At 70.1% G+C, this 18,788-nt stretch carries 18 protein-coding genes and 1 riboswitch; of the genes, 8 read left to right on the forward strand and 10 right to left on the reverse strand.

Annotated features, from left to right (window positions below):
• Positions 1–6 precede the first annotated feature (6 nt).
• The 3 genes from RR1_RS12140 to RR1_RS12150 all read right to left on the reverse strand — a co-directional run bounded on the left by RR1_RS12140 (position 7) and on the right by RR1_RS12150 (position 2,193).
• Positions 7–1,254, reverse strand: coding sequence for an ArsA family ATPase (locus tag RR1_RS12140; RefSeq protein ID WP_071990682.1), 1,248 nt, complete (start codon positions 1,252–1,254; stop codon positions 7–9).
• Positions 1,251–1,688 carry an SRPBCC family protein gene (locus RR1_RS12145; protein WP_010836565.1) on the reverse strand — a complete coding sequence of 146 codons (438 nt, stop codon included), beginning with the start codon at positions 1,686–1,688 and terminating at the stop codon, positions 1,251–1,253. The genes RR1_RS12140 and RR1_RS12145 overlap by 4 nt, the downstream gene beginning before the upstream one ends.
• Positions 1,689–1,809: 121 nt before the next feature.
• Positions 1,810–2,193, reverse strand: a complete 384-nt coding sequence (locus tag RR1_RS12150; protein WP_010836566.1) for a hypothetical protein — start codon at positions 2,191–2,193, stop codon at positions 1,810–1,812.
• 158 nt (positions 2,194–2,351) lie between these two features.
• Here RR1_RS12150 and RR1_RS12155 point away from each other — a divergent pair, with 158 nt between their 5' ends.
• A complete protein-coding gene (locus tag RR1_RS12155) occupies positions 2,352–4,166 on the forward strand; it encodes an AMP-dependent synthetase/ligase (protein ID WP_010836567.1) in 1,815 nt (604 codons plus the stop codon).
• A 79-nt stretch (positions 4,167–4,245) separates the two neighbouring features.
• Here RR1_RS12155 and RR1_RS12160 read toward each other — a convergent pair whose 3' ends face one another.
• From RR1_RS12160 to RR1_RS12175, 4 genes are all read right to left on the reverse strand, one after another.
• Positions 4,246–5,376 (reverse strand): glycosyltransferase family 4 protein, encoded by a 1,131-nt coding sequence (locus RR1_RS12160; protein ID WP_010836568.1) that lies wholly within the window; start codon positions 5,374–5,376, stop codon positions 4,246–4,248.
• A 49-nt stretch (positions 5,377–5,425) separates the two neighbouring features.
• The gene (locus RR1_RS12165) at positions 5,426–6,784 is read right to left on the reverse strand and encodes a hypothetical protein (protein WP_010836569.1); all 1,359 of its coding nucleotides are present in this window, start codon (positions 6,782–6,784) and stop codon (positions 5,426–5,428) included.
• Between the two features lie 48 nt (positions 6,785–6,832).
• Positions 6,833–7,852: an NlpC/P60 family protein gene (locus tag RR1_RS12170; protein ID WP_040772153.1), complete on the reverse strand. Its 1,020-nt coding sequence runs from the start codon at positions 7,850–7,852 to the stop codon at positions 6,833–6,835.
• Positions 7,853–8,087: 235 nt separating this feature from the next.
• Positions 8,088–8,663, reverse strand: coding sequence for a C40 family peptidase (locus RR1_RS12175; RefSeq protein ID WP_010836571.1), 576 nt, complete (start codon positions 8,661–8,663; stop codon positions 8,088–8,090).
• A 13-nt stretch (positions 8,664–8,676) separates the two neighbouring features.
• Positions 8,677–8,872, reverse strand: a riboswitch (cyclic di-AMP (ydaO/yuaA leader).
• 466 nt (positions 8,873–9,338) lie between these two features.
• Between RR1_RS12175 and RR1_RS12180 the strand changes: the two genes are divergently transcribed.
• Both RR1_RS12180 and RR1_RS12185 read left to right on the forward strand, forming a co-directional pair.
• On the forward strand, positions 9,339–11,057 hold the full coding sequence (locus RR1_RS12180) for a DEDD exonuclease domain-containing protein (protein ID WP_010836573.1): 1,719 nt from the start codon (positions 9,339–9,341) through the stop codon (positions 11,055–11,057).
• An 84-nt stretch (positions 11,058–11,141) separates the two neighbouring features.
• Positions 11,142–11,417 (forward strand): Lrp/AsnC family transcriptional regulator, encoded by a 276-nt coding sequence (locus RR1_RS12185; RefSeq protein WP_040772132.1) that lies wholly within the window; start codon positions 11,142–11,144, stop codon positions 11,415–11,417.
• A gap of 11 nt (positions 11,418–11,428) precedes the next feature.
• Here RR1_RS12185 and trpD read toward each other — a convergent pair whose 3' ends face one another.
• A complete protein-coding gene (trpD, locus tag RR1_RS12190) occupies positions 11,429–12,529 on the reverse strand; it encodes an anthranilate phosphoribosyltransferase (RefSeq protein ID WP_010836575.1) in 1,101 nt (366 codons plus the stop codon).
• Positions 12,530–12,612: 83 nt separating this feature from the next.
• Positions 12,613–13,092, reverse strand: a complete 480-nt coding sequence (locus tag RR1_RS12195) for a hypothetical protein (protein ID WP_010836576.1) — start codon at positions 13,090–13,092, stop codon at positions 12,613–12,615.
• A 158-nt stretch (positions 13,093–13,250) separates the two neighbouring features.
• Between RR1_RS12195 and ctaE the strand changes: the two genes are divergently transcribed.
• The 5 genes from ctaE to RR1_RS12220 all read left to right on the forward strand — a co-directional run bounded on the left by ctaE (position 13,251) and on the right by RR1_RS12220 (position 18,205).
• Entirely contained in the window at positions 13,251–13,862 is a 612-nt protein-coding gene (gene ctaE, locus RR1_RS12200; RefSeq protein WP_040772133.1) for an aa3-type cytochrome oxidase subunit III, read from the forward strand.
• Positions 13,863–13,926: 64 nt separating this feature from the next.
• Entirely contained in the window at positions 13,927–14,778 is an 852-nt protein-coding gene (gene qcrC, locus RR1_RS12205) for a cytochrome bc1 complex diheme cytochrome c subunit (RefSeq protein ID WP_010836578.1), read from the forward strand.
• Positions 14,775–15,953, forward strand: coding sequence for a cytochrome bc1 complex Rieske iron-sulfur subunit (qcrA, locus tag RR1_RS12210; protein WP_040772134.1), 1,179 nt, complete (start codon positions 14,775–14,777; stop codon positions 15,951–15,953). Before qcrC ends, qcrA begins: the two co-directional genes overlap by 4 nt.
• The gene (gene qcrB / locus RR1_RS12215; protein WP_010836580.1) at positions 15,950–17,650 is read left to right on the forward strand and encodes a cytochrome bc1 complex cytochrome b subunit; all 1,701 of its coding nucleotides are present in this window, start codon (positions 15,950–15,952) and stop codon (positions 17,648–17,650) included. Before qcrA ends, qcrB begins: the two co-directional genes overlap by 4 nt.
• Before the next feature lie 132 nt (positions 17,651–17,782).
• The gene (locus RR1_RS12220; protein ID WP_040772155.1) at positions 17,783–18,205 is read left to right on the forward strand and encodes an MmcQ/YjbR family DNA-binding protein; all 423 of its coding nucleotides are present in this window, start codon (positions 17,783–17,785) and stop codon (positions 18,203–18,205) included.
• Positions 18,206–18,368: 163 nt separating this feature from the next.
• On the opposite strand, the gene RR1_RS12225 is transcribed toward RR1_RS12220, so the two are convergent.
• Entirely contained in the window at positions 18,369–18,785 is a 417-nt protein-coding gene (locus RR1_RS12225; protein ID WP_010836582.1) for a cytochrome c oxidase subunit 4, read from the reverse strand.
• Positions 18,786–18,788: the final 3 nt, after the last annotated feature.

Consider the following 18,788-nt stretch of genomic DNA (forward strand, 5'->3'; position numbering starts at 1 on the left):
ATCCGCTCACTCGGGCCACACCCGCGAGTCGGGCCGGAACCGGACGACGAGATCGGTGCCGTCGAGTTCTGCCCCGGTCACGACGCACCGTCGCAAGACCGATGCGAGTCGTACGCGCCGGCGCACACCTTCCGCCCCCACGATCACGTCGTCCTCCACTCGTCCCAGGGTGAGCGTCGCGGGGTCGGTGAGCGGTAGGTGCACGCGCATCGCGTAGACCGAATCCAGCCCCTCCCCGGACTCAAGTTCGACCCGTATCGGCGCGGCCGGCTCGTCCGGACGAGCGAGCACGTCGGCGTCGTCGCGGTACAGCCGCCTCCCGAAACGGGTGAGGTCGGCCAACCCTATCGGCTCCTCGCCGAAGTCGCTCGCGGCGAGCAGTTTCGCGCCGGGTGCCGCACGGCGCAGCACCGCGGCGACGTCGGCGGGAATCTCGTGCCCCTCCCCTGCACGGTCCGCCACGACTGCACGGTTCACCACGACAGCACGGTTCACCACGACAGCGTCGATACGCAGCGAGCACAACGCCGCCACCGCGAGCAGCCGTCGGGTGTGCGCGAGCGCGAGTGTGCCGGTGCCACCGACGATCCGGACAGTCGTGCGCGGATCGGCGAGCAGTGCGGCGGCGCGTTCTGCGACACCGAGCACGCGTTCGATCGCGGACACGATCACGACGGAACGCGCGTCCCCGTCGGCGAGCCGCGCCATCCGGCGGTGCTTCGGCCACACCCGCTCGGCGTAGTCGAGCAGCGCGCGCGGCACGTCGATCATGCGCAGCATCTCGTGCGTCGCAGGACAATCGAGGACGACGACGTCGTAGTCGCCGCTGTCGGCGAGATCGACGATCCCGCTCAGCGCGACGATCTCCTCCGCCGCGGGGACGCTCGTCAACTCGTCGGGTTCGAGCGAACCGAGCCCGAGTCGTTCGCCGTGATCGTGACGGCCCGCCGCGGCGAGCAGCGCGGTGATCGCGCGGAGCCGGTCGGCGACGAGTCCCACGGCGTCGGGCTCGAACGCATCGACGCGCGGCGCGATCGGCGTGACGTCCCGGAAGCCGCCGCCACCGCCCGGGGCCGAGCCCAGCGGTGCGCGCGTGCCCAGCACGTCGGCAAGAGTGTGCGCGCCGCCGAGTCCGACGAGCAGAACGCGGGCACCGGTGTCGGCGGCCCGGATCGCGGTCGCCGCGGCGACCGTCGTCTTCCCTGCTCCGCCCTTGCCCGCGACGGCGACGATCCGGGCGCGCTGCGCGCTCAGCCCTCGACCCGCTTCTTGAGTTCCTTGAGGGCGGTGTCGGTGACGACCTTCTCCGCTTTGCGCTTGAACAGACCGATCATGGGGATCGTGAGATCGACCGTGAGCTCGTACGTGACGGTCGTCGAACCGTCCGGACCCGGTTCGAGGCTGTACGACCCGTACTGCGACTTCTGGATCTCGCCCTCGATCAGTTCCCAGCTCACCGAGCGGCCGTCGGGAGCCCAGTCGTAGCGCAGCGTGTACGTGTCCTTCACGATGCCGGCGTCGAGAACGAACCGGACCGTCGAGGCGCGGCCGTCCGGACCCGAGGTGAGCACCTCGACGGACTTCGCGGCCTCGACCCACTCCGGGTACTCGTCGAACGCCGCGATCGCCGCCATCACGCGATCGGCGGGGGCGTCGACGGTGATCGACCTCTTGGTCCTGTCCGACATGTGCGCAGCGCTCCCTCTCGTCGTGCGGATCTCGCGGTCTTCGCGGTGAACGGGTGGATCGACGTCCGACCATCACACACGGAACGCCGTCGCGGTGCACGCGCGGGGTCGCTCCCGCCGGTCAGGACGCCGGCGCGGGGCCTTCCGGCGGCTCCCCGGCCGCACGGCCGCGTTCGAGTTCCGCCTTGATCTCGAACGACATCCGCTTGCCCTGGACGCGACGCACCCGGTTCTCGGCAACGGGATCGACCTCCCGGGTGGGTTCGGCGTGCACGAAGTAATGGACGACGGTCCCGTCGAGCACCGGTTCGAGCCACACCTCCATCGTGCCGTCGAGCGGCCCGCCGATCGTCCACCGAACGCCCTTGTCGCCACGGTTCTCCCCGACCGTGACGGCGAGATCGGGCCACCACGACCGCCACCGCCCCCGGCGGTCCACCGCCGCCGCGACACGGGCGGGCGCCGCCGCGACGAATGTCTGATCCGCCACCTGAATCGTGCTCATGAGAACAGCTTCACATATCACGGCATTCCGCCCGTCCCAGGGCCGCGACCTGCGGTGTTGCCGGGCGAATGAATGGCGCGTCACAACCCGCTCGGCGGCGGGGCTAGAGTCGAGGGCAACAGCTACTCGTCAGTATCTTTCAGTGCCCGGAGGTTTTCGTGCCCGAATCCAGCGTTCCCCAGTCGTTCACGATCCCCGACGACGCGTCCGCAGTCGATTCGGTGTTCTCACACGCGAAGAACCGTCCTTCCGCCGTCGTGTACCGCCGTCAGCAGGGCGGCTCGTGGGTGGACGTCACGGCCGCCGACTTCGCCGCACAGGTGACCGCCGTGGCGAAGGGTCTGATCGCACTCGGTGTCGGGCAGGGCGAGCGCGTCGCGCTGATGTCCGCGACCCGCTTCGAGTGGCCGCTCGTCGACTACGCCGTGTGGGCCGCAGGCGGCGTCACCGTCCCGATCTACGAGACGTCGTCCGCCGACCAGGTCTCATGGATCCTCGAGGACTCCGCGGCCGTGACGCTCGTCGTCGAGAACGACGCGCACACCGAGACCGTCTCCACCGTGGCCCAGGCAGCGGCGTCGCTGCGCAGGACGCTGCAGATCGAGGCACCCGCGAACGGCACCGGCGCGATCGACGAACTCGTCGAACTGGGCAAGAACGTCCCCGACGAGGACCTGAAGGCCCGCACCGACGCGCTGCGGTCGTCGGATCCCGCGACCCTCATCTACACGTCCGGCACGACCGGCCGCCCCAAGGGCTGTGCCCTCACGCACGCGAACTTCATCGCCGAGTCCCAGGGCATCCTCGCCTCGACCCTCGGCGACCTGCTCAAGCAGGACGGCGTCACGACGCTGATGTTCCTGCCGATGGCCCACGTGCTCGCGCGTGCCGTCGCCGTCGCCGCGTTCGACGCCGGCGCGGCCCTCGGCCACACGAGCGACATCAAGAACCTCGTCCCGACGTTCGGCGAGTTCGAGCCGGACTTCATCCTCTCGGTGCCGCGCGTGTTCGAGAAGGTCTACAACACCGCACGCCAGCAGGCCGTGACCGGCGGCAAGGGCAAGATCTTCGACGCCGCGGCCGAGACCGCGATCGCCTACAGCAAGGCGACGGAGGACGACGGCAAGGCCGGACTCCTGCTCACCGCCAAGCACTTCGTGTTCGACAAGCTCGTCTACGCGAAGCTCAAGTCCGCCCTCGGCGGCAAGTGCCAGCTCGCGATCTCGGGCGGCGCGCCGCTCGGCGCCCGGCTCGGCCACTTCTTCCGCGGCATGGGCGTTCCGGTGTACGAGGGCTACGGCCTGACCGAGACCACGGCCGCGTTCGCGGTGAACACCCCGGGTGCGCACCGCGTCGGCACCGTCGGCCGTCCGCTCGCCGGCAACACGGCACGGATCGCCGAGGACGGCGAGATCATGCTGTCGGGTCCCGTCGTCTTCAACGGCTACTGGAACAACGAGGAAGCCACGAAGGACGCGATCGAGGACGGCTGGTTCCACACCGGCGACCTCGGCGACATCGACGCCGACGGGTACATCTCGATCACGGGCCGCAAGAAGGAGATCCTCGTGACGGCGGGCGGCAAGAACGTCTCGCCGGCCCAGCTCGAGGACTCGCTGCGCGCGAACCCGATCATCAGCCAGGCACTCGTCGTCGGCGACCAGAAGCCGTTCATCGCGGCGCTCGTCACGATCGACGAGGAGACGCTGCCGGCATGGAACGAGGCGCACGGCAAGCCGAAGGAGACCGCGGCGGCGGATCTGCTCGCCGACCCGGATCTCATCGCCGAAATCGACGCCGCGGTCGCGGAGGCGAACACGCACGTCTCGCACGCCGAGGCGATCAAGAAGTACCGGATCCTCGCGACCGACTTCACCGAGGACACCGGCGAGATGACGCCGACGATGAAGCTCAAGCGCAACGTCATCACCGCGCAGCGCGCCGACGAGATCGAGAAGATCTACGCCAAGTAGCCGCGCCCCGGCGACGAGCCACCGACGACGGGCGGGCACGGAATCCGATCGGGTTCCGTGCCCGCCCGCCGTCGTCGTGTCAGCCCGCGAGCAGTTCGCGGAGCCGCTCGCCGAGAACGTCCCAGCGCCAGGACGATTCGATCCACTCGCGCCCAGCCGCTCCCATCTCCGCCGCCCGGCCGCGATCCGAGAGCGTCTCGACGATCGCCGCGGCGACCTCGCCCGTCCTGCGGCCGTCGACGACGAAACCGGTGCGCCCGGGCAGCACCGTCTCGGGAGCACCGCCGGACTCGCCCGCGACGACGGGCACCCCGGTCGCCGACGCTTCGAGATACACGATGCCGAGGCCCTCGACGTCGAGACCGCCGCCACGCGTGCGTGCCGGCATCGCGAAGACGTCGGCCATCGCGTGATGCGCGGCGAGTTCGTCCTCGGGCACGCCGCCGGTGAACACGACGTGGTCGCTCACCCCCGTGCGCTCGGCCATCGCGCGCAGCGTGTCGCCGTACGGCCCGCCGCCGACGATCACGAGGACGGCGTCGGCAATCTCCCGGCGTACCGCGGGAAGCGCCGCCACGAGCACGTCCTGGCCCTTGCGCGGGACGAGTCGCGAGAGACACAGCACGACGGGCCGCTCCCCCAGCCCGTACCGCTCGCGCAGCCGGGCGCGGGCCTTCGGGTCGGGCGCGAACCGCACCGTGTCGACGCCGGGCGGAAGGTGTTCGAGCGCCGCCGTCGGCCCGAAGGCCGCCGCGAACCTGCTGCGCGTGTACTTGCTCACGTAGGTGACGACGTCGCTCGTGTCGCCGATCCGGCGCAACGCCTGCCGCGCGACGGGGAGCATCGACCAGCCGACCTCGTGGCCGTGCGTGCTCGCGACGATGCGGCGCGCACCCGCCCTGCGCATCGCGGGGCCCAGGAGCGCGAGCGGGGCGGCGGCGCCGAACCACACCGTCTCGATGTCGCGGCTGCGCACGATCTCCCGCGCGCGCCGGGCGACGAAGGGCGTCGGCAGCATCAACGTCGTGGGGTGCCGGACGATCTCGAACGGCGCCGCGGCGTCGTACCGGGTGTGCGAGTCCTCGCGCCAGCGCGGTGCGTACACGACGAGTTCGTCCGGCGGCAACTGCCGGGCGAACGACTCGAGGTACGACTGGATGCCGCCGGGGCGCGGGGGAAAATCGTTGGTCACCAGCAGAGTTCGTGGCACTCGTCCACCGTAGACGGTCCACGGCGGCCGCGGCCGCTGCGCCCGTCGCTCAGCCCAGCGTCGACGCCGTCCACGAGCGCCACGCGGCGAGCACGTCGGTCTCGCTCGCGCCCAGCACCGACTCGAACACCCCGGCGACGTCCGCGTCCGGGCCGGTCGCGAGGGCGCGGTAGAGCCGGGTGAGGGTGTTCTCGCCGTAGCGATCGGCGACGAACGCACTCATCGACCAGGACACCTCGTACGCCGGTGGACCGGCTCCGGCGTCGGTGAACGCCGCGTCGTCCGGGAGCGACTCGGGGACCTCGCCCGCGCGCACCCGGCGCGCGAGTTCCGGCGCGATCTGGGCGGGCGCGCGGTCGCCACGATTCGCGACGTACTCGGCGTATCCCTCGAGCATCCAGAGCGGCGAACCGTCCACCGTCTCGGTCCGCGCGGCGATGTGCGTCATCTCGTGCCGCAGCACGACGGCCCGCGAGCGCGCGTCGAGCCGCTCGCGCGAGGCCGGCGAGAACACGATGCGCTGACCGGTCGCGACGCCCGCCTCGCGGTCGACGGAGTCCGACACCGAGACGGCGGCGACGTTCGCGCCCGCGTGCCCGGAACCCACGAGCGCCGCGAACTCGTCGTGGGTCGCGGTGAGGACGACCGCTGCGCGCCGGGGCCACTCGCCGTCCCACATCCGCGACACCGCGGCGATCGCGTCCGGGAGTGCCTCGGCGACGCTCTCGGTGAGTGCTGCGTCGGACTCGTGACCGACGACGAGCGATCCGTCCCGGGTACGGACGACACCGTGGGTGCCGAAGTCCCACGGTCCGCGCCACCGGCCGTCGCCGGCGGTCTCGTCCTCCGCGGGCGCATCGCCCACGAGCGCGTCGGACACGACGGTCCAGCGGTCGCCGCGGCGCGCGAGAAGGACAGGTGCGGGCTCGGTCATCGGCCGCGGATCGATGCCGTCGATCGCGTACCGGAGTTCGACGTCGGGTGCGAGGACGGCGTCCGCACCGATCGACTCGGCGAGCCCGGCCGGGACCGTGGCGTCGGCGCCGTCCGCGAGAACGTAGTCGAAGGTCGACATGCCGATCGCCGCCACCGTCGCCGCGCGCATGCGTTCGGCGTCGAGAAACCCTGCGGGAGCGGATCTGTCGACGACGGCGCCGAGGGCACGGTCGTCGGCGGTGCGGACGGCGTCGCCCCACCGTGCGAGCAGCGCCGCGACCGCGACGGCATCCTCGCCCGTCAGGTGGTGTGCGCCGGTCTCGTCGTCGCCGCGCGCCGTGACGGTGATGGCGACGGACACCGCGACCGCGAGGACGAGGCCGACGAGCGCGAACCGTTCCCAGGGCCGGATCCGGCGCCGCGCGCGCCGCTGCGGGTCACGCGTCGAGGCGGACGGATCGGGTCGGGGCACGCCGTGAGTGTAGGGGCACGGCGGGCCTCGCGACGGACCGAGGTCCGGTCAGTAGCGGCGTGCTCCCGCGTACTGCATACCGTCCATGGACTCCACCTTGACGGGCACTCCGAACGTCGACGCATGGAGCACATTGCCGTTGCCCGCGTAGAGGCCGACGTGCGATGCGTCGTCGTAGAAGACGACGACGTCGCCGGGCTGGAGCTGATCGCGCGAGACCGGGGTGCCGCCCGACGCCTGCGCCTGGCTCGACCGCGGCAGCGACTTGCCGATCTGCTGATACGACCACACGACCAGGCCGGAGCAGTCGAAGGACCCGGGACCGGTCGCGCCCCACGAGTACGGGCTTCCGACGCGGGTCATGCCGGCCTGCAGGGCTCCCGACGAGGAGCCCGGGAGTGCGCCGGCGAGGATCTGGCCGGGATCGAACCCGTCCGGGAACGGCGTTCCGGCGAGCTGATCGCGTTCGGCGCTCGTGAGCGACTCGAACGCGCGCGTCACCTCCCCGATCTGCGCGTCGAGGTCGGACTGTTTGCGCGCGAGCTCGTCGCTCACGGCCTGTGCGGCCGCGGTGGCGGCGCGCGCGGCGCCCGCCGCCTGCTCGGCCCTCGCGGTGGCGGCGTCCGCCTCCGCCGACGCGTCGGTGAAGCCGCCGACGCGGTCCGCTGTCTGCTTGGAGATGACGTCGAGCGCGGACATCTGATCGAGCATCTGCTGCGGCGAATCGCTCACCATGAGCGCGAAGAGCCGATTGGTCCGTGCGCCTTGATAGTTCGCGAGCGCCACGCGGTCGACGGCGGGCCGCATCTCGTCCACCCGGCCGTGGGCCTCGTCCGCCGCCGCGGCCGCCGCGGCGACCAGCGACTCGGCGTCGTGCTGCGCGGCCTGCTTGGCGTCGAGGTCCATCTGCGCCGCGTGCATGGCCTCGGTCGTCTGCTCGGATTCGCGCGAGAGTTCGGAGAGCCGGTCGAGTGCGGCCGTGGGGTTCTCGAGGGCCGGGTCCGCCGACGCCGGACCGACGGGCGAGAGGACGGCCCCGGCGACGAGTACTCCGGCGGCGAGGGCGATGCGTCGACGGCCGCGCCACCGAGGAGTGGCCTGCCGGTGGGGGTTGGTGTGTGCACCCACGGGTGTTGTGCTCCGATCATCGAACGCCGCGGCGGCCGTGGCCGCGCGAAGGTCTCGGCAAGGTTACGGATTGCGCACGGGACGTGTCCAACCGGGGTGAGAACGACGACGCGGGGCGGGCCCGGTGGTACCGAACCCGCCCCGCGTCACGCGCTCACCGTCGTCACGTCTCGTGTCAGAAACGGACCGCGCCGTCCGCCGGCATCGACGAGAGCGGTGCGAGCTTGACGGGCTGACCGGAGGTCGACGCGTGCACGACGTTGCCGCCGCCCGCGTAGATGCCCGAGTGCGAACCGCCGTAGAACGACACGACGTCGCCGAGCTGCAGCGAACCGAGCGAGACGGGGGCACCCGCGCTCGCCTGGTCGTAGCTGGTCCGCGGGACGTTCAGGCCGGCCTGCTGGTAGGCCCACTGCACGAGGCCGGAGCAGTCGAACGCATCCGGGCCCGCGGCGCCGTAGACGTACGGTGCGCCGATCTTGGACTCGGCGGCGCGCAGTGCCTGCTCGCCGATGCTCTGCAGCGGGGCGACGTCCACCGGTGCGGGAAGCGCGTTCGGCGGGACGGCCTGATCGATCATGGCCTGGACCTCGGGCGGAACTGCCACGCCCGGGATGTCGAAGGTGCCCACACCCGGAACGGTCACGGGATCCGCCGAAGCGGGGGCTGCTGTCACGGTCAGTGCGCCCGCGGCGAGGGCGCCGACGGCGAGGGCCCGCCGGACCGACCGTGTGGTACTCGTGGTCGCCACGTGAAGAACTCCGTTTCTTCCTGTCGTCCGCCGACCGGGTTAGCTGACGGGTTCGGGCTGGGAAGATCAGCCCTACCCTTCGGTCCGACCGGATCCGCTGTGCGCGTGGCGCAGTGGTTCCGTGCCGTTCCGTCGGGATTCACCCCGGTGGAATCGTGGGTTCCCGGTTCGGGACTCCGCGAGGAGTTCCGATTGAGCGGTGACCAGGCGACGCCGCTCGGTGTGAGCGACCGACTCCGCAAGGTCTCGAAGAGATTACGAAACGGCAACCGTCGATGTCGACCCCGCCGCGCCGATTTTGTGGATCGTGGGCATTTCCCGGCCTTCGTGACGCCCGGACGAACGTTCGATAACGCCGGCATAACAGCACGGGCGTCATCGCCGTTACCGAAACCGTGCGCCGCGGCTCACGCGCCGTGCCACCCACCGCCGCGCCGCGACGCCGCATCGGCGTTGCCGCTGTTCGCGCCCACAACGGCCGGTCGCGTCGCGAGCGCCGGCCGGCCGGGATTCGTGGCCCGCTTCGGTTCCGCGAACGGCCTTCGCCCGGCCGCCGGACGGACCCGCGTTCCGACGGCGTTCGGCGGCCCGATCGGGGCACTGTGATCCTCGTCTCCTGGGGCTCCCGGCGGCGGGCGGGCGGGGTGTCGGAGGTCTTTCCTAGGCTGACCGACCGTGGCATCTCACGCGCGGCAACTCACGTTCGACGAACTCGAGACTCCGTTGCGCGACACCACTTTCGTCGTCGTCGACCTCGAGACCACCGGTGCCAGCGCCGAGGCCGACGCGATCACCGAGATCGGCGCTGTGAAGATCCGCGGCGGCGAGGTGCTCGGCGAACTCGCCACGCTCGTCGATCCCGGCCGTCCCGTCCCGCCCCACATCGTCGAGCTCACCGGCATCGACTCCGCGATGCTCGTGGACGCACCGCGGATCGAGCGCGTCCTGCCCGCGTTCCTCGAATTCGCGCACGGCGCCGTCCTCGTCGCCCACAACGCGCCCTTCGACACCGGGTTCCTACGCGCCGCCGCACGGCGCTGCGGCGTCGACTGGCCCGCCTTCACCGTCCTGTGCACCGTCAAGCTCGCACGCCGCGTCCTCACACGCGACGAGGCGCCGTCGGTGCGGCTGTCGAACCTCGCACGGATGTTCTCGGCCACGACGCCCACACACCGCGCCCTCGACGACGCCCGCGCCACCGTGGACGTCCTGCACGCACTCATCGCGCGCGTCGGCAATCTGGGCGTCCACAGCCTCACCGAACTCGTCGACTATCTCCCCGACGTGACACCGCAGCAACGAGCGAAGCGGGCGCTCGCGGCGTCGCTGCCGCGCTCCCCCGGCGTCTATCTGTTCCGCGGTCCGTCCGACGAGGTCCTCTACGTCGGTACCGCGGTCGATCTGCGGCGGCGCGTCCGCACCTACTTCACGGGCTCCGAGACGCGGGGGCGGATGAAGGAGATGATCGGACTCGCCGAACGGGTCGACCACGTCGAGTGTGCGACGGCGCTCGAGGCGGGCGTCCGGGAACTGCGGCTCATCGCCGCCCACACTCCGCCCTACAACCGACGCTCGAAGTACCCACTGCGCGGCTGGTGGCTCACCCTCACCGACGAGGCCTTTCCTCGCAGCACGGTGGTGCGGACGCCGGTGCCGGGCGCCCTGGGCCCGTTCCGGTCCCGCACCGCGGCCGCCGACGTCGCCGCGACCGTCGCCGAGTTCACGGGCCTGCGCACGTGCACGACGCGCATCGCCCGGCGCAGCGAACACGGACCCGCGTGCGCTCGCCGCGGCATCGGCGGCTGCCCCGCACCCGAGGGACTGAGCGCCGACGCCTACGCGGCGAACGCCGAGCGCGTGCGCCGCTTCTACGCGGGTCTCGACGCCGCGCCGCTGACAGCCATGACGACGCGCATCGACGAACTCTCCGCCGCAGGGCTGTACGAGAGTGCCGCGCGGCTGCGTGATCGCACCCGCGAGGTCGCCGAAGCCGCCACCGGGCTCGCGCGGCTCCGCAGTCTCGTCGAGCTCGACGAGTTCGTCGTCGCGCGCCCCGACGGGTCCGGCGGCTGGGAGTTCGCCGTCGTGCGGGCCGGCAGACTCGCCGCCGCGGGGCTCGCACCGCGCGGCACGCCGCCGATGCTCACCGTCGAGTCCCTCGTCCGCGGCGCACAGACGATCGTCGCCGACGACGGCCCGCTGCGCGGCGCGACCCGCGAGGAGGCCGCGCTCGTCCTGCGGTGGGTGTCGGCGCCCGACGCGCGCATCGTGGCGGCGTCGTCGCCGTACCGCTCGCTCGTCGCCGGTCCGGGCCCCTGGACGCCCTGGTGCGCACGAGCGAAGACCGCCCGCGACGCCGCCGCGCCACCCGTTCCCGCGGGCGAAGTCTCCTGAATCCCGGGCGGCTAGGCTTGGCTACCGGCCACGCCGCCGCCCACCGGCACACTGCGGCACCCACACGACCCACCGGGAGTGCACATGATCAACGCGATCGTCCTGATCCACGCCGACGCGCATCGGATCCCCGAGACGGCTCAGGCGGTCGCCGATCTGCCCGGCGTGTCGACGGTGTACTCGTGCGCGGGCGACATCGATCTCATCGCCGTCGTGAAGGTCCGCGACCACGAGCAGATCGCCGAGGTCGTCACCGGCGGGATCAACAAGGTCGACGGTGTCGTGAAGACCGCGACGCACATCGCGTTCCAGTCGTACTCCAGCGCCGACGTCGAAGCGGGCTTCTCGATCGGCGAGTAGCCGCGCCTGGCTCAGCGCCCGAGGCGGTTCGACACCTCGGTCCAGATCTCGAGCCGGCGCGCGGCGTCGCCGCTGTCGAGGGCACGGGTCGCCTCGGCGAGGCCGTCCCGCAGCGCCGCGAGCGGATCCGATCCGACGCCGCGATGCGCCGCGATCGCTCCCGCGGCGTTGAGGAGGACGGCGTCGCGGACCGCTCCCGGCTCGCCGCCGAACACCCGATGCGCGATCAGCGCGTTGGTCTCCGCATCGCCGCCGCGCAGCGCGTCGAGCGGCACCCGGTCGATCCCCAACTCGCGCGGATCGAGCGAGTACTCCCTGATCCGGCCGTCGGCGACGACGAGGACACGCGAGGTGGTGGACGTCGTCAGCTCGTCGAGGCCGTCGTCGCCGCGCACCACGAGTGCCGAATTGCCTCGTCCGGCCAGCACGCCCGCGATGACGGGGACGAGATCCTCGAACGCGCACCCGATCAGCCCTGCGCGCGGGCGCGCGGGATTGGTCAGCGGGCCCAGCACGTTGAACACGGTGGGGATCGCGATCTCCGCGCGCGTCGGGCCGGCGAACCGCAACGCGGGATGGAAGACGGGGGCGAAGCAGTACGCGATGCCCGCTTCCTCGACGCACCGGGCGACGAGATCGGGCTCGAGCGCGATGCGCACACCGAGGGCCTCGAGGACGTCCGCGCCACCGCTCTTCGACGACGCGGCCCGGTTGCCGTGCTTGACGACGGGCACCCCCGCCGCCGCGACGACGACAGCCGCCATCGTCGAGATGTTCACTGTTCCTGCACGATCGCCGCCCGTGCCGACGATGTCGACGGCATCGGTGCCGGCCGGCACCTCCACGAGCCGCGCGTGCGCATACATCGCGTCGGCGAGCCCGCTCACCTCGTCGGGAGTCTCGCCCTTCATCTTGAGGCCGACACCGAACGCGGCGATCTGCGCCGACGTCGCGTTGTCGGTCATGATCTCGTTCATCGCCCAGCGCGCCTGCTCGCTGGACAGGTCCCGCCGGTCCGTCAGGGCCCCGAGGATCTCGCGCCAGCTCCACACCGTCGCTCCGCCGGCGGGCGCTGCTGCGCGCTGGGTGGATTCGCTGTGCGGGCTCGACATCGACGTGTCCCCTCTTGCCGTGCTGCTCGGCTGCCTTGCTGCTGGACGGACGACCACGCGGACGGACCGTGGCCACGTGCAGCCTAGTCGGGCGCCGCGGACCGCTCACGTCGCGGCTGCAGTGCGTCCCAGCCCGTGACGTCGCCGTCGTGCCGTTGCGCGAGACCGGCCATCCGCGAACGCTCCTGGGAGCAGTGCAGCGCGTCGAGCACCTGGACACGCTGGAACACGATCGTGCGCGGGTCGCGCTCCGTGCCACCGTCCCCCGCGTTCAGGACGTAACCGTCTGGCGCGTGCAGAACGTAACCGTCTTGGGCGGCGAGCGCCGCCGCGTCGGCGATCCGGTCCGCCGGCAACACGAGGTGATGCCGCAGCACGGCGTCGTCGGCCGCGATCCATCCCGTTTCCTCCGCGCGCGCGAGCGTCGTCGAGCACGCCTCGACGTCGTCGAAACACCGCGCCACGACGACGAGATCGGGGCGGTCCGGATCGAGCGCGGCACGCACCTTGCGGCCGAGGATTCGCCGCCACCACGGTGTTCCGGCGTCACGAGCACCCCGCACGGGCGTAGCACCCCCATTTCGAATCGGACACGACGAGTCGGTCCGCTCGCCGGACTCCCAGGTTAGAGGGTTGCCCGGCACCGGCGACGAACTGCGGCGACGCGCCGATCGCCGACCCGGGTAGTCAGGCTGTACGACAAGGCGTCATACTTCTCCTCGTGACGAGCGCAGTAGGGACTTCAGGATCAGCAATAACCCAGCGGGTGCACTCGCTGAACAGACCGAACATGGTCAGCGTCGGCACGATCGTCTGGTTGTCGAGCGAGCTCATGTTCTTCGCCGGCCTGTTCGCGATGTACTTCGTCGCGAGAGCACAGGCCGACGGCAACTGGCCGCCGGCTCCCACCGAGCTGAGCCTTCCGCTCGCAGTGCCGATCACGCTGGTCCTCATCGCATCGTCGTTCACGTGCCAGATGGGCGTCTTCGCCGCCGAGCGCGGCGACGTCTTCGGCCTGCGCCGGTGGTACACGATCACCCTCGCGATGGGCACGTTCTTCGTCCTCGGCCAGGGCTACGAGTACTACCACCTCGTCGAGCACGGCACCACGATCTCGAGCAGCGTCTACGGCTCGGTCTTCTACATCACGACCGGCTTCCACGGCCTGCACGTCATCGGCGGTCTCGTCGCGTTCGCGTTCCTGATCCTGCGCACACGCGTCAGCAAGTTCACGCCGGCTCAGGCCACGTCCGCGATCGTCGTGTCGTATTACTGGCACTTCGTCGACATCGTGTGGGTCGGCCTCTTCGCCACGATCTATTTCATCCGTTGATCAACTGAACGCACAGGCAGCCCCCTGACGTCCAGTACGTCCCGACTTACAAAAAGGGATACAGATGAGTTCATCTCCCCCACCCACATCCGACACCGCGGCCGCCGCCGCGAAGGCGCGTCGCGGACGCAAGATGCGCAGGCGCATCTCCGGCGCGCTCGTCCTGATGGTGGGTCTGGTCAGCGCAGGCTTTCTCGCTTCGGCGCTCACGCCCAGTCCGCAGGTCGCCACGGCGAACCAGGACTCGGCAGCGCTCATCCGTGAAGGCAAGCAGCTCTACGACACGTCGTGCATCACGTGTCACGGTGCGAACCTGCAGGGCGTGCAGGATCGCGGACCGAGCCTGATCGGCGTCGGCGAGGCCGCCGTCTACTTCCAGGTCTCGTCGGGCCGTATGCCCGCGGTCCGCAACGAAGCGCAGGCAGCGCGCAAGCCCGCGAAGTTCGATGCTGCGCAGACCGACGCGATCGGCGCGTACATCCAGGCCAACGGTGGTGGCCCCACGGTCATCCGTGACGAGGACGGCGAGATCGCACAGTCGTCGCTGCGCGGTGACGACATCGCCCGTGGTTCCGAGCTGTTCCGCCAGAACTGCGCGTCGTGCCACAACTTCACCGGTCGCGGCGGCGCCCTCTCGGGCGGCAAGTACGCGCCGGTTCTCGACCCTGCCAACGAGCAGGAGATCTACGCTGCGATGGTCACCGGCCCGCAGAACATGCCGAAGTTCTCCGACCGGCAGCTCACGCCCGAGGAGAAGCAGGACATCATCGGCTACGTCAAGCATTACGCGGAGACCAAGAACCCCGGTGGTTACGGTCTCGGCGGTCTCGGCCCCGCGGCCGAGGGACCGACCATGTGGGTCGTCGGAATCGTCGCCGTCGTCGGTGCGGCTATGTGGATCGGAGCAAGGCAATGAGCGACGCCGGCCGGCACGGCAGCGGCGAAACGCCCGAATCGGCGGACGGCAACGCGTCGCCGATCGACAGGAAGTACACGAAGGACGAACTCGACGCCATGAGTCGCGACGAGCTCGTCACGCTCGGCACGAATCTCGACGGCGTCGACATCGCGTACCGGCGTGATCGCTGGGCCGTCGAGGGAACCAAGGCCGAGAAGCGCGCCGAGCGCGCCGTCGCGTTCTGGTTCGCGCTCGCGGGCGTCTCGGCCGTCGCGTTCATCGTCGGATTCCTGTTCTGGCCCTGGGAGTACGCGGGTCCCGGCGACGACGACTACTTCATGTACAGCCTCTACACCCCGATGCTCGGCCTCACGATGGGCCTCGCGATTCTCGGTGTCGGCGTCGGCGCGGTGCTCTTCACCAAGAAGTTCATCCCCGAAGAGCTCTCGATCCAGGACCGCCACGACGGCCCGTCCGCCGAGGTCGATCGCAAGACGCTCGTCGCCCAGCTCGACGACTCCTTCCAGACGTCGACGCTGCCGCGGCGCAAGCTCATCAAGCGCAGCCTGATCTTCGGTGGTGGCGCCCTCGGCGTCATGGCGATCATGCCGCTCGGCGGAATGATCAAGAACCCCTGGGCTCAGGGCGACAACTCCCCGCTGTGGGTGTCGGGCTGGACCCCCCGCTTCGAGGGCGAGACGATCTACCTTCGCCGCGACACCGGCCGCCCCGGCGACATCTCGCTCGTGCGCGCCGAGGATCTCGACGCCGGCGGCCTCGAGACGGTCTTCCCGTTCCGCGACTCCGATCGCGGTGACGAGCACGCTCTCCTGCAGGGCCTGCGCGGAATCCGCAACTCGGTCATGCTCATTCGACTGCGCCCCGAGGACACCGCACGTGTCGTCAAGCGCAAGGGCCAGGAGAGCTTCAACTACGGCGACTACTTCGCGTACTCGAAGATCTGCACGCACCTCGGCTGCCCGACCTCGCTCTACGAGCAGCAGACGCACCGCTTCCTGTGCCCGTGCCACCAGTCGCAGTTCGACGCACTGCACTACGGCAAGCCCGTCTTCGGACCGGCGGCCCGTGCCCTTCCGCAGTTGCCAATAACAGTGAACGAAGAGGGCTTCCTCGTCGCCAACGGCGACTTCGTCGAAGCGCTCGGCCCGGCATTTTGGGAGCGTCGCCCGTGAGTACGACATTGCAGAGCCGCGCTTCCGCGCAGGCCAACGAGATCGACGAGCGTTATCACCTCTCGGGTGGCGTTCGGCGTCAGATCAACAAGGTCTTCCCGACGCACTGGTCGTTCATGCTCGGCGAGATCGCGCTCTACAGCTTCATCATCCTGCTCGTCTCGGGTGTCTACCTCACCCTGTTCTTCGACCCGTCGCTCGCGCACGTCGTCTACAACGGCGCGTACGAGCCGCTCCGTGGCGTCTCGATGTCCCGTGCGTACGAGACGACGCTCGAGATCTCGTTCGAGGTCCGCGGTGGTCTGTTCGTTCGCCAGATCCACCACTGGGCCGCGCTCATGTTCGCGGCGTCGATCATCATCCACCTGCTGCGCATCTTCTTCACCGGCGCGTTCCGCAAGCCTCGTGAAGCGAACTGGGTCATCGGCTGCCTGCTGCTGATCCTGGCGATGTTCGAGGGCTTCTTCGGATACACCCTCCCGGACGACGTCCTGTCGGGCACCGGTCTTCGCGCCGCTCTCGGTGGCATCACGATGTCGGTCCCGGTCATCGGTACGTGGCTGCACTGGATTCTGTTCGACGGCGACTTCCCGGGCGAACTGATCATCCCGCGTATGTACGTCGCGCACGTGCTGTTGTTCCCGGCGATCATCCTGGCGCTCATCGCAGGTCACCTCGCGCTGGTCTGGTACCAGAAGCACACGCAGTTCCCCGGCCCCGGCCGCACCGAGAACAACGTCGTGGGCGTCCGGATCCTCCCGGTCTTCGGTCTCAAGGCCGGCGCGTTCTTCGCGATGACCTTCGGCATCCTCGCCCTGATGGGTGGTCTGCTGCAGATCAACCCGGTGTGGACGATCGGTCCGTACAACCCGTCGCACGTGTCCGCGGGTTCACAGCCCGACATCTACATGATGTGGACGGACGGCCTGGCTCGACTCTGGCCTGCGTGGGAGATCTATCTGTTCGATCGCTACACGATCCCGGCGGTGTTCTGGGTCGCCGTGATCATGGGCCTGGTCTTCACACTGCTGATCGCCTACCCGTGGATCGAGAAGAAGCTCACGGGCGACACCGCGCACCACAACCTGCTGCAGCGTCCGCGCGACGTTCCGGTGCGTACCGGCATCGGCGCGATGGCGATCACGTTCTACGCGATCCTCACGATCTCGTGCATCAACGACATCATCGCGTACCACCTGGACGTTTCGCTCAACGCGATGGTGTGGGCAGGCCGTATCGGCATGGTGCTGCTGCCTCCGATCGCCTACTTCGTCGCCTACCGGTTCTGCATCGGGCTCCAGCGCAGTGACCGTGAGGTGCTCGAGCACGGCATCGAGACGGGCATCATCAAGCGCCTGCCGTCGGGTGAGTTCATCGAGGTCCACCAGCCGCTCGGACCGGTCGACGACCACGGCCATCCGATCCCGCTCGAGTACCAGGGCGCGGCCGTCCCGAAGAAGATGAACAAGCTCGGACTCGCCGGCAAGCCGGGCCGCGGCAGCCTCCTCAAGGCCGACCCGAGCGACGAGGCCGAAGCGCTCGAGCGTGCGGAGCACGAAGGTGAGGCGCGTCAGCTCGAGATGCTGCGCGACTACCAGCGTCGTACGCACGGAACGGGCACGTCCGCCTCGGGCAGCACGTCCGACGCCGAGCACGACGGCTCCACCGGAGACGGGAACGGGAAGGACGGTCACTAGGCCGCTCCCCCACCCCACCGGGCGAGGCCCCGAACCTGCACAGGTTCGGGGCCTCGCCCGTTTCGTCGTTCACGGGGTGCACGGGACTCGTTCTCGCTACGGGATGTCGGGGTGCGGATCTACGCTGGCGAAGTGCCGCATCCGACCATGTTCGACGACGCCGACCCGCTCCTGGCGCGGGTACGTCGCATCGCCCTGACACTGCCGGAGGCGAGCGAGGCGATCGCACACGGCCGTCCGACGTTCCGGTGCGGCAAGATGTTCGGGATCTACGGGGGCTCGGTGAAGGGTGGGTCGGCAAAGGGCAGTGGCCGCTCGGGGACGAGCCCCGTACGCCACGACCACGCCGTGCTCTTCGTCCCCGAGCAGAGCGAGCGGCCGGCCCTGACGGCCGATCCCCGCTTCTTCGTCCCCGCGTACCTGGGCCCCTACGGATGGCTGGGCCTGGACGTGACCGCGGACTGCGATTGGGACGAGATCGCCGAGTTGCTGGACGCGAGCTATCGTGCGGTGGCGCCGCAGCGCTGCATCGTCCTCCTCGACGCCACCCGCTGAGCCCCCCTTCCCCTTCTGCTGTTCTGCACCCCTAATTGCGTTCTGCACCCCTATCGGGCGACCGGTAGGGGTGCAGAAACGACGTTAGGGGTGCAGAACGGCCGTACGACGACGAGCGGGGCGGCACCCGGTGTGGGTGCCGCCCCGCTCGAGGGAGAGTGTGTCAGTGCTTCTCGGGCCCGACGTGGTACTCGAAGACCATCCCCGCCGCGGCAGCAATGACGGCGATCGACGACGGCACGATCATCCACCACTCGAAGAACGCGAGCGAGAGGGCCGCGAGGGCCGCCGCACCCGCGACCAGGATCGGCCAGAAGCTGCTGGGCGGGAAGAAGCCGAGGTCGCCGGCACCGTCCGCGATCTCGGCGTCGTCGTAGTCGTCGGGGCGCGTGTCGAGACGGCGCGCCACGAACCGGAAGTAGGTTCCGACGATGAGCGTCAGACCGGCCGACAGGCAGATCGCCGTGAACCCGGCCCACTCGATGCCGGTCCGCGAGAGAGAGGTGAACACGCCGTACACGATCGCGACGAGAATGAAGAACACCGTCAGGATCTCGAAGAGCTTCGCTTCGATCTTCATATC

This window comes from Rhodococcus rhodnii NBRC 100604, assembly GCF_001894925.1.
GTDB classification, from domain to species: domain Bacteria; phylum Actinomycetota; class Actinomycetes; order Mycobacteriales; family Mycobacteriaceae; genus Rhodococcus_F; species Rhodococcus_F rhodnii.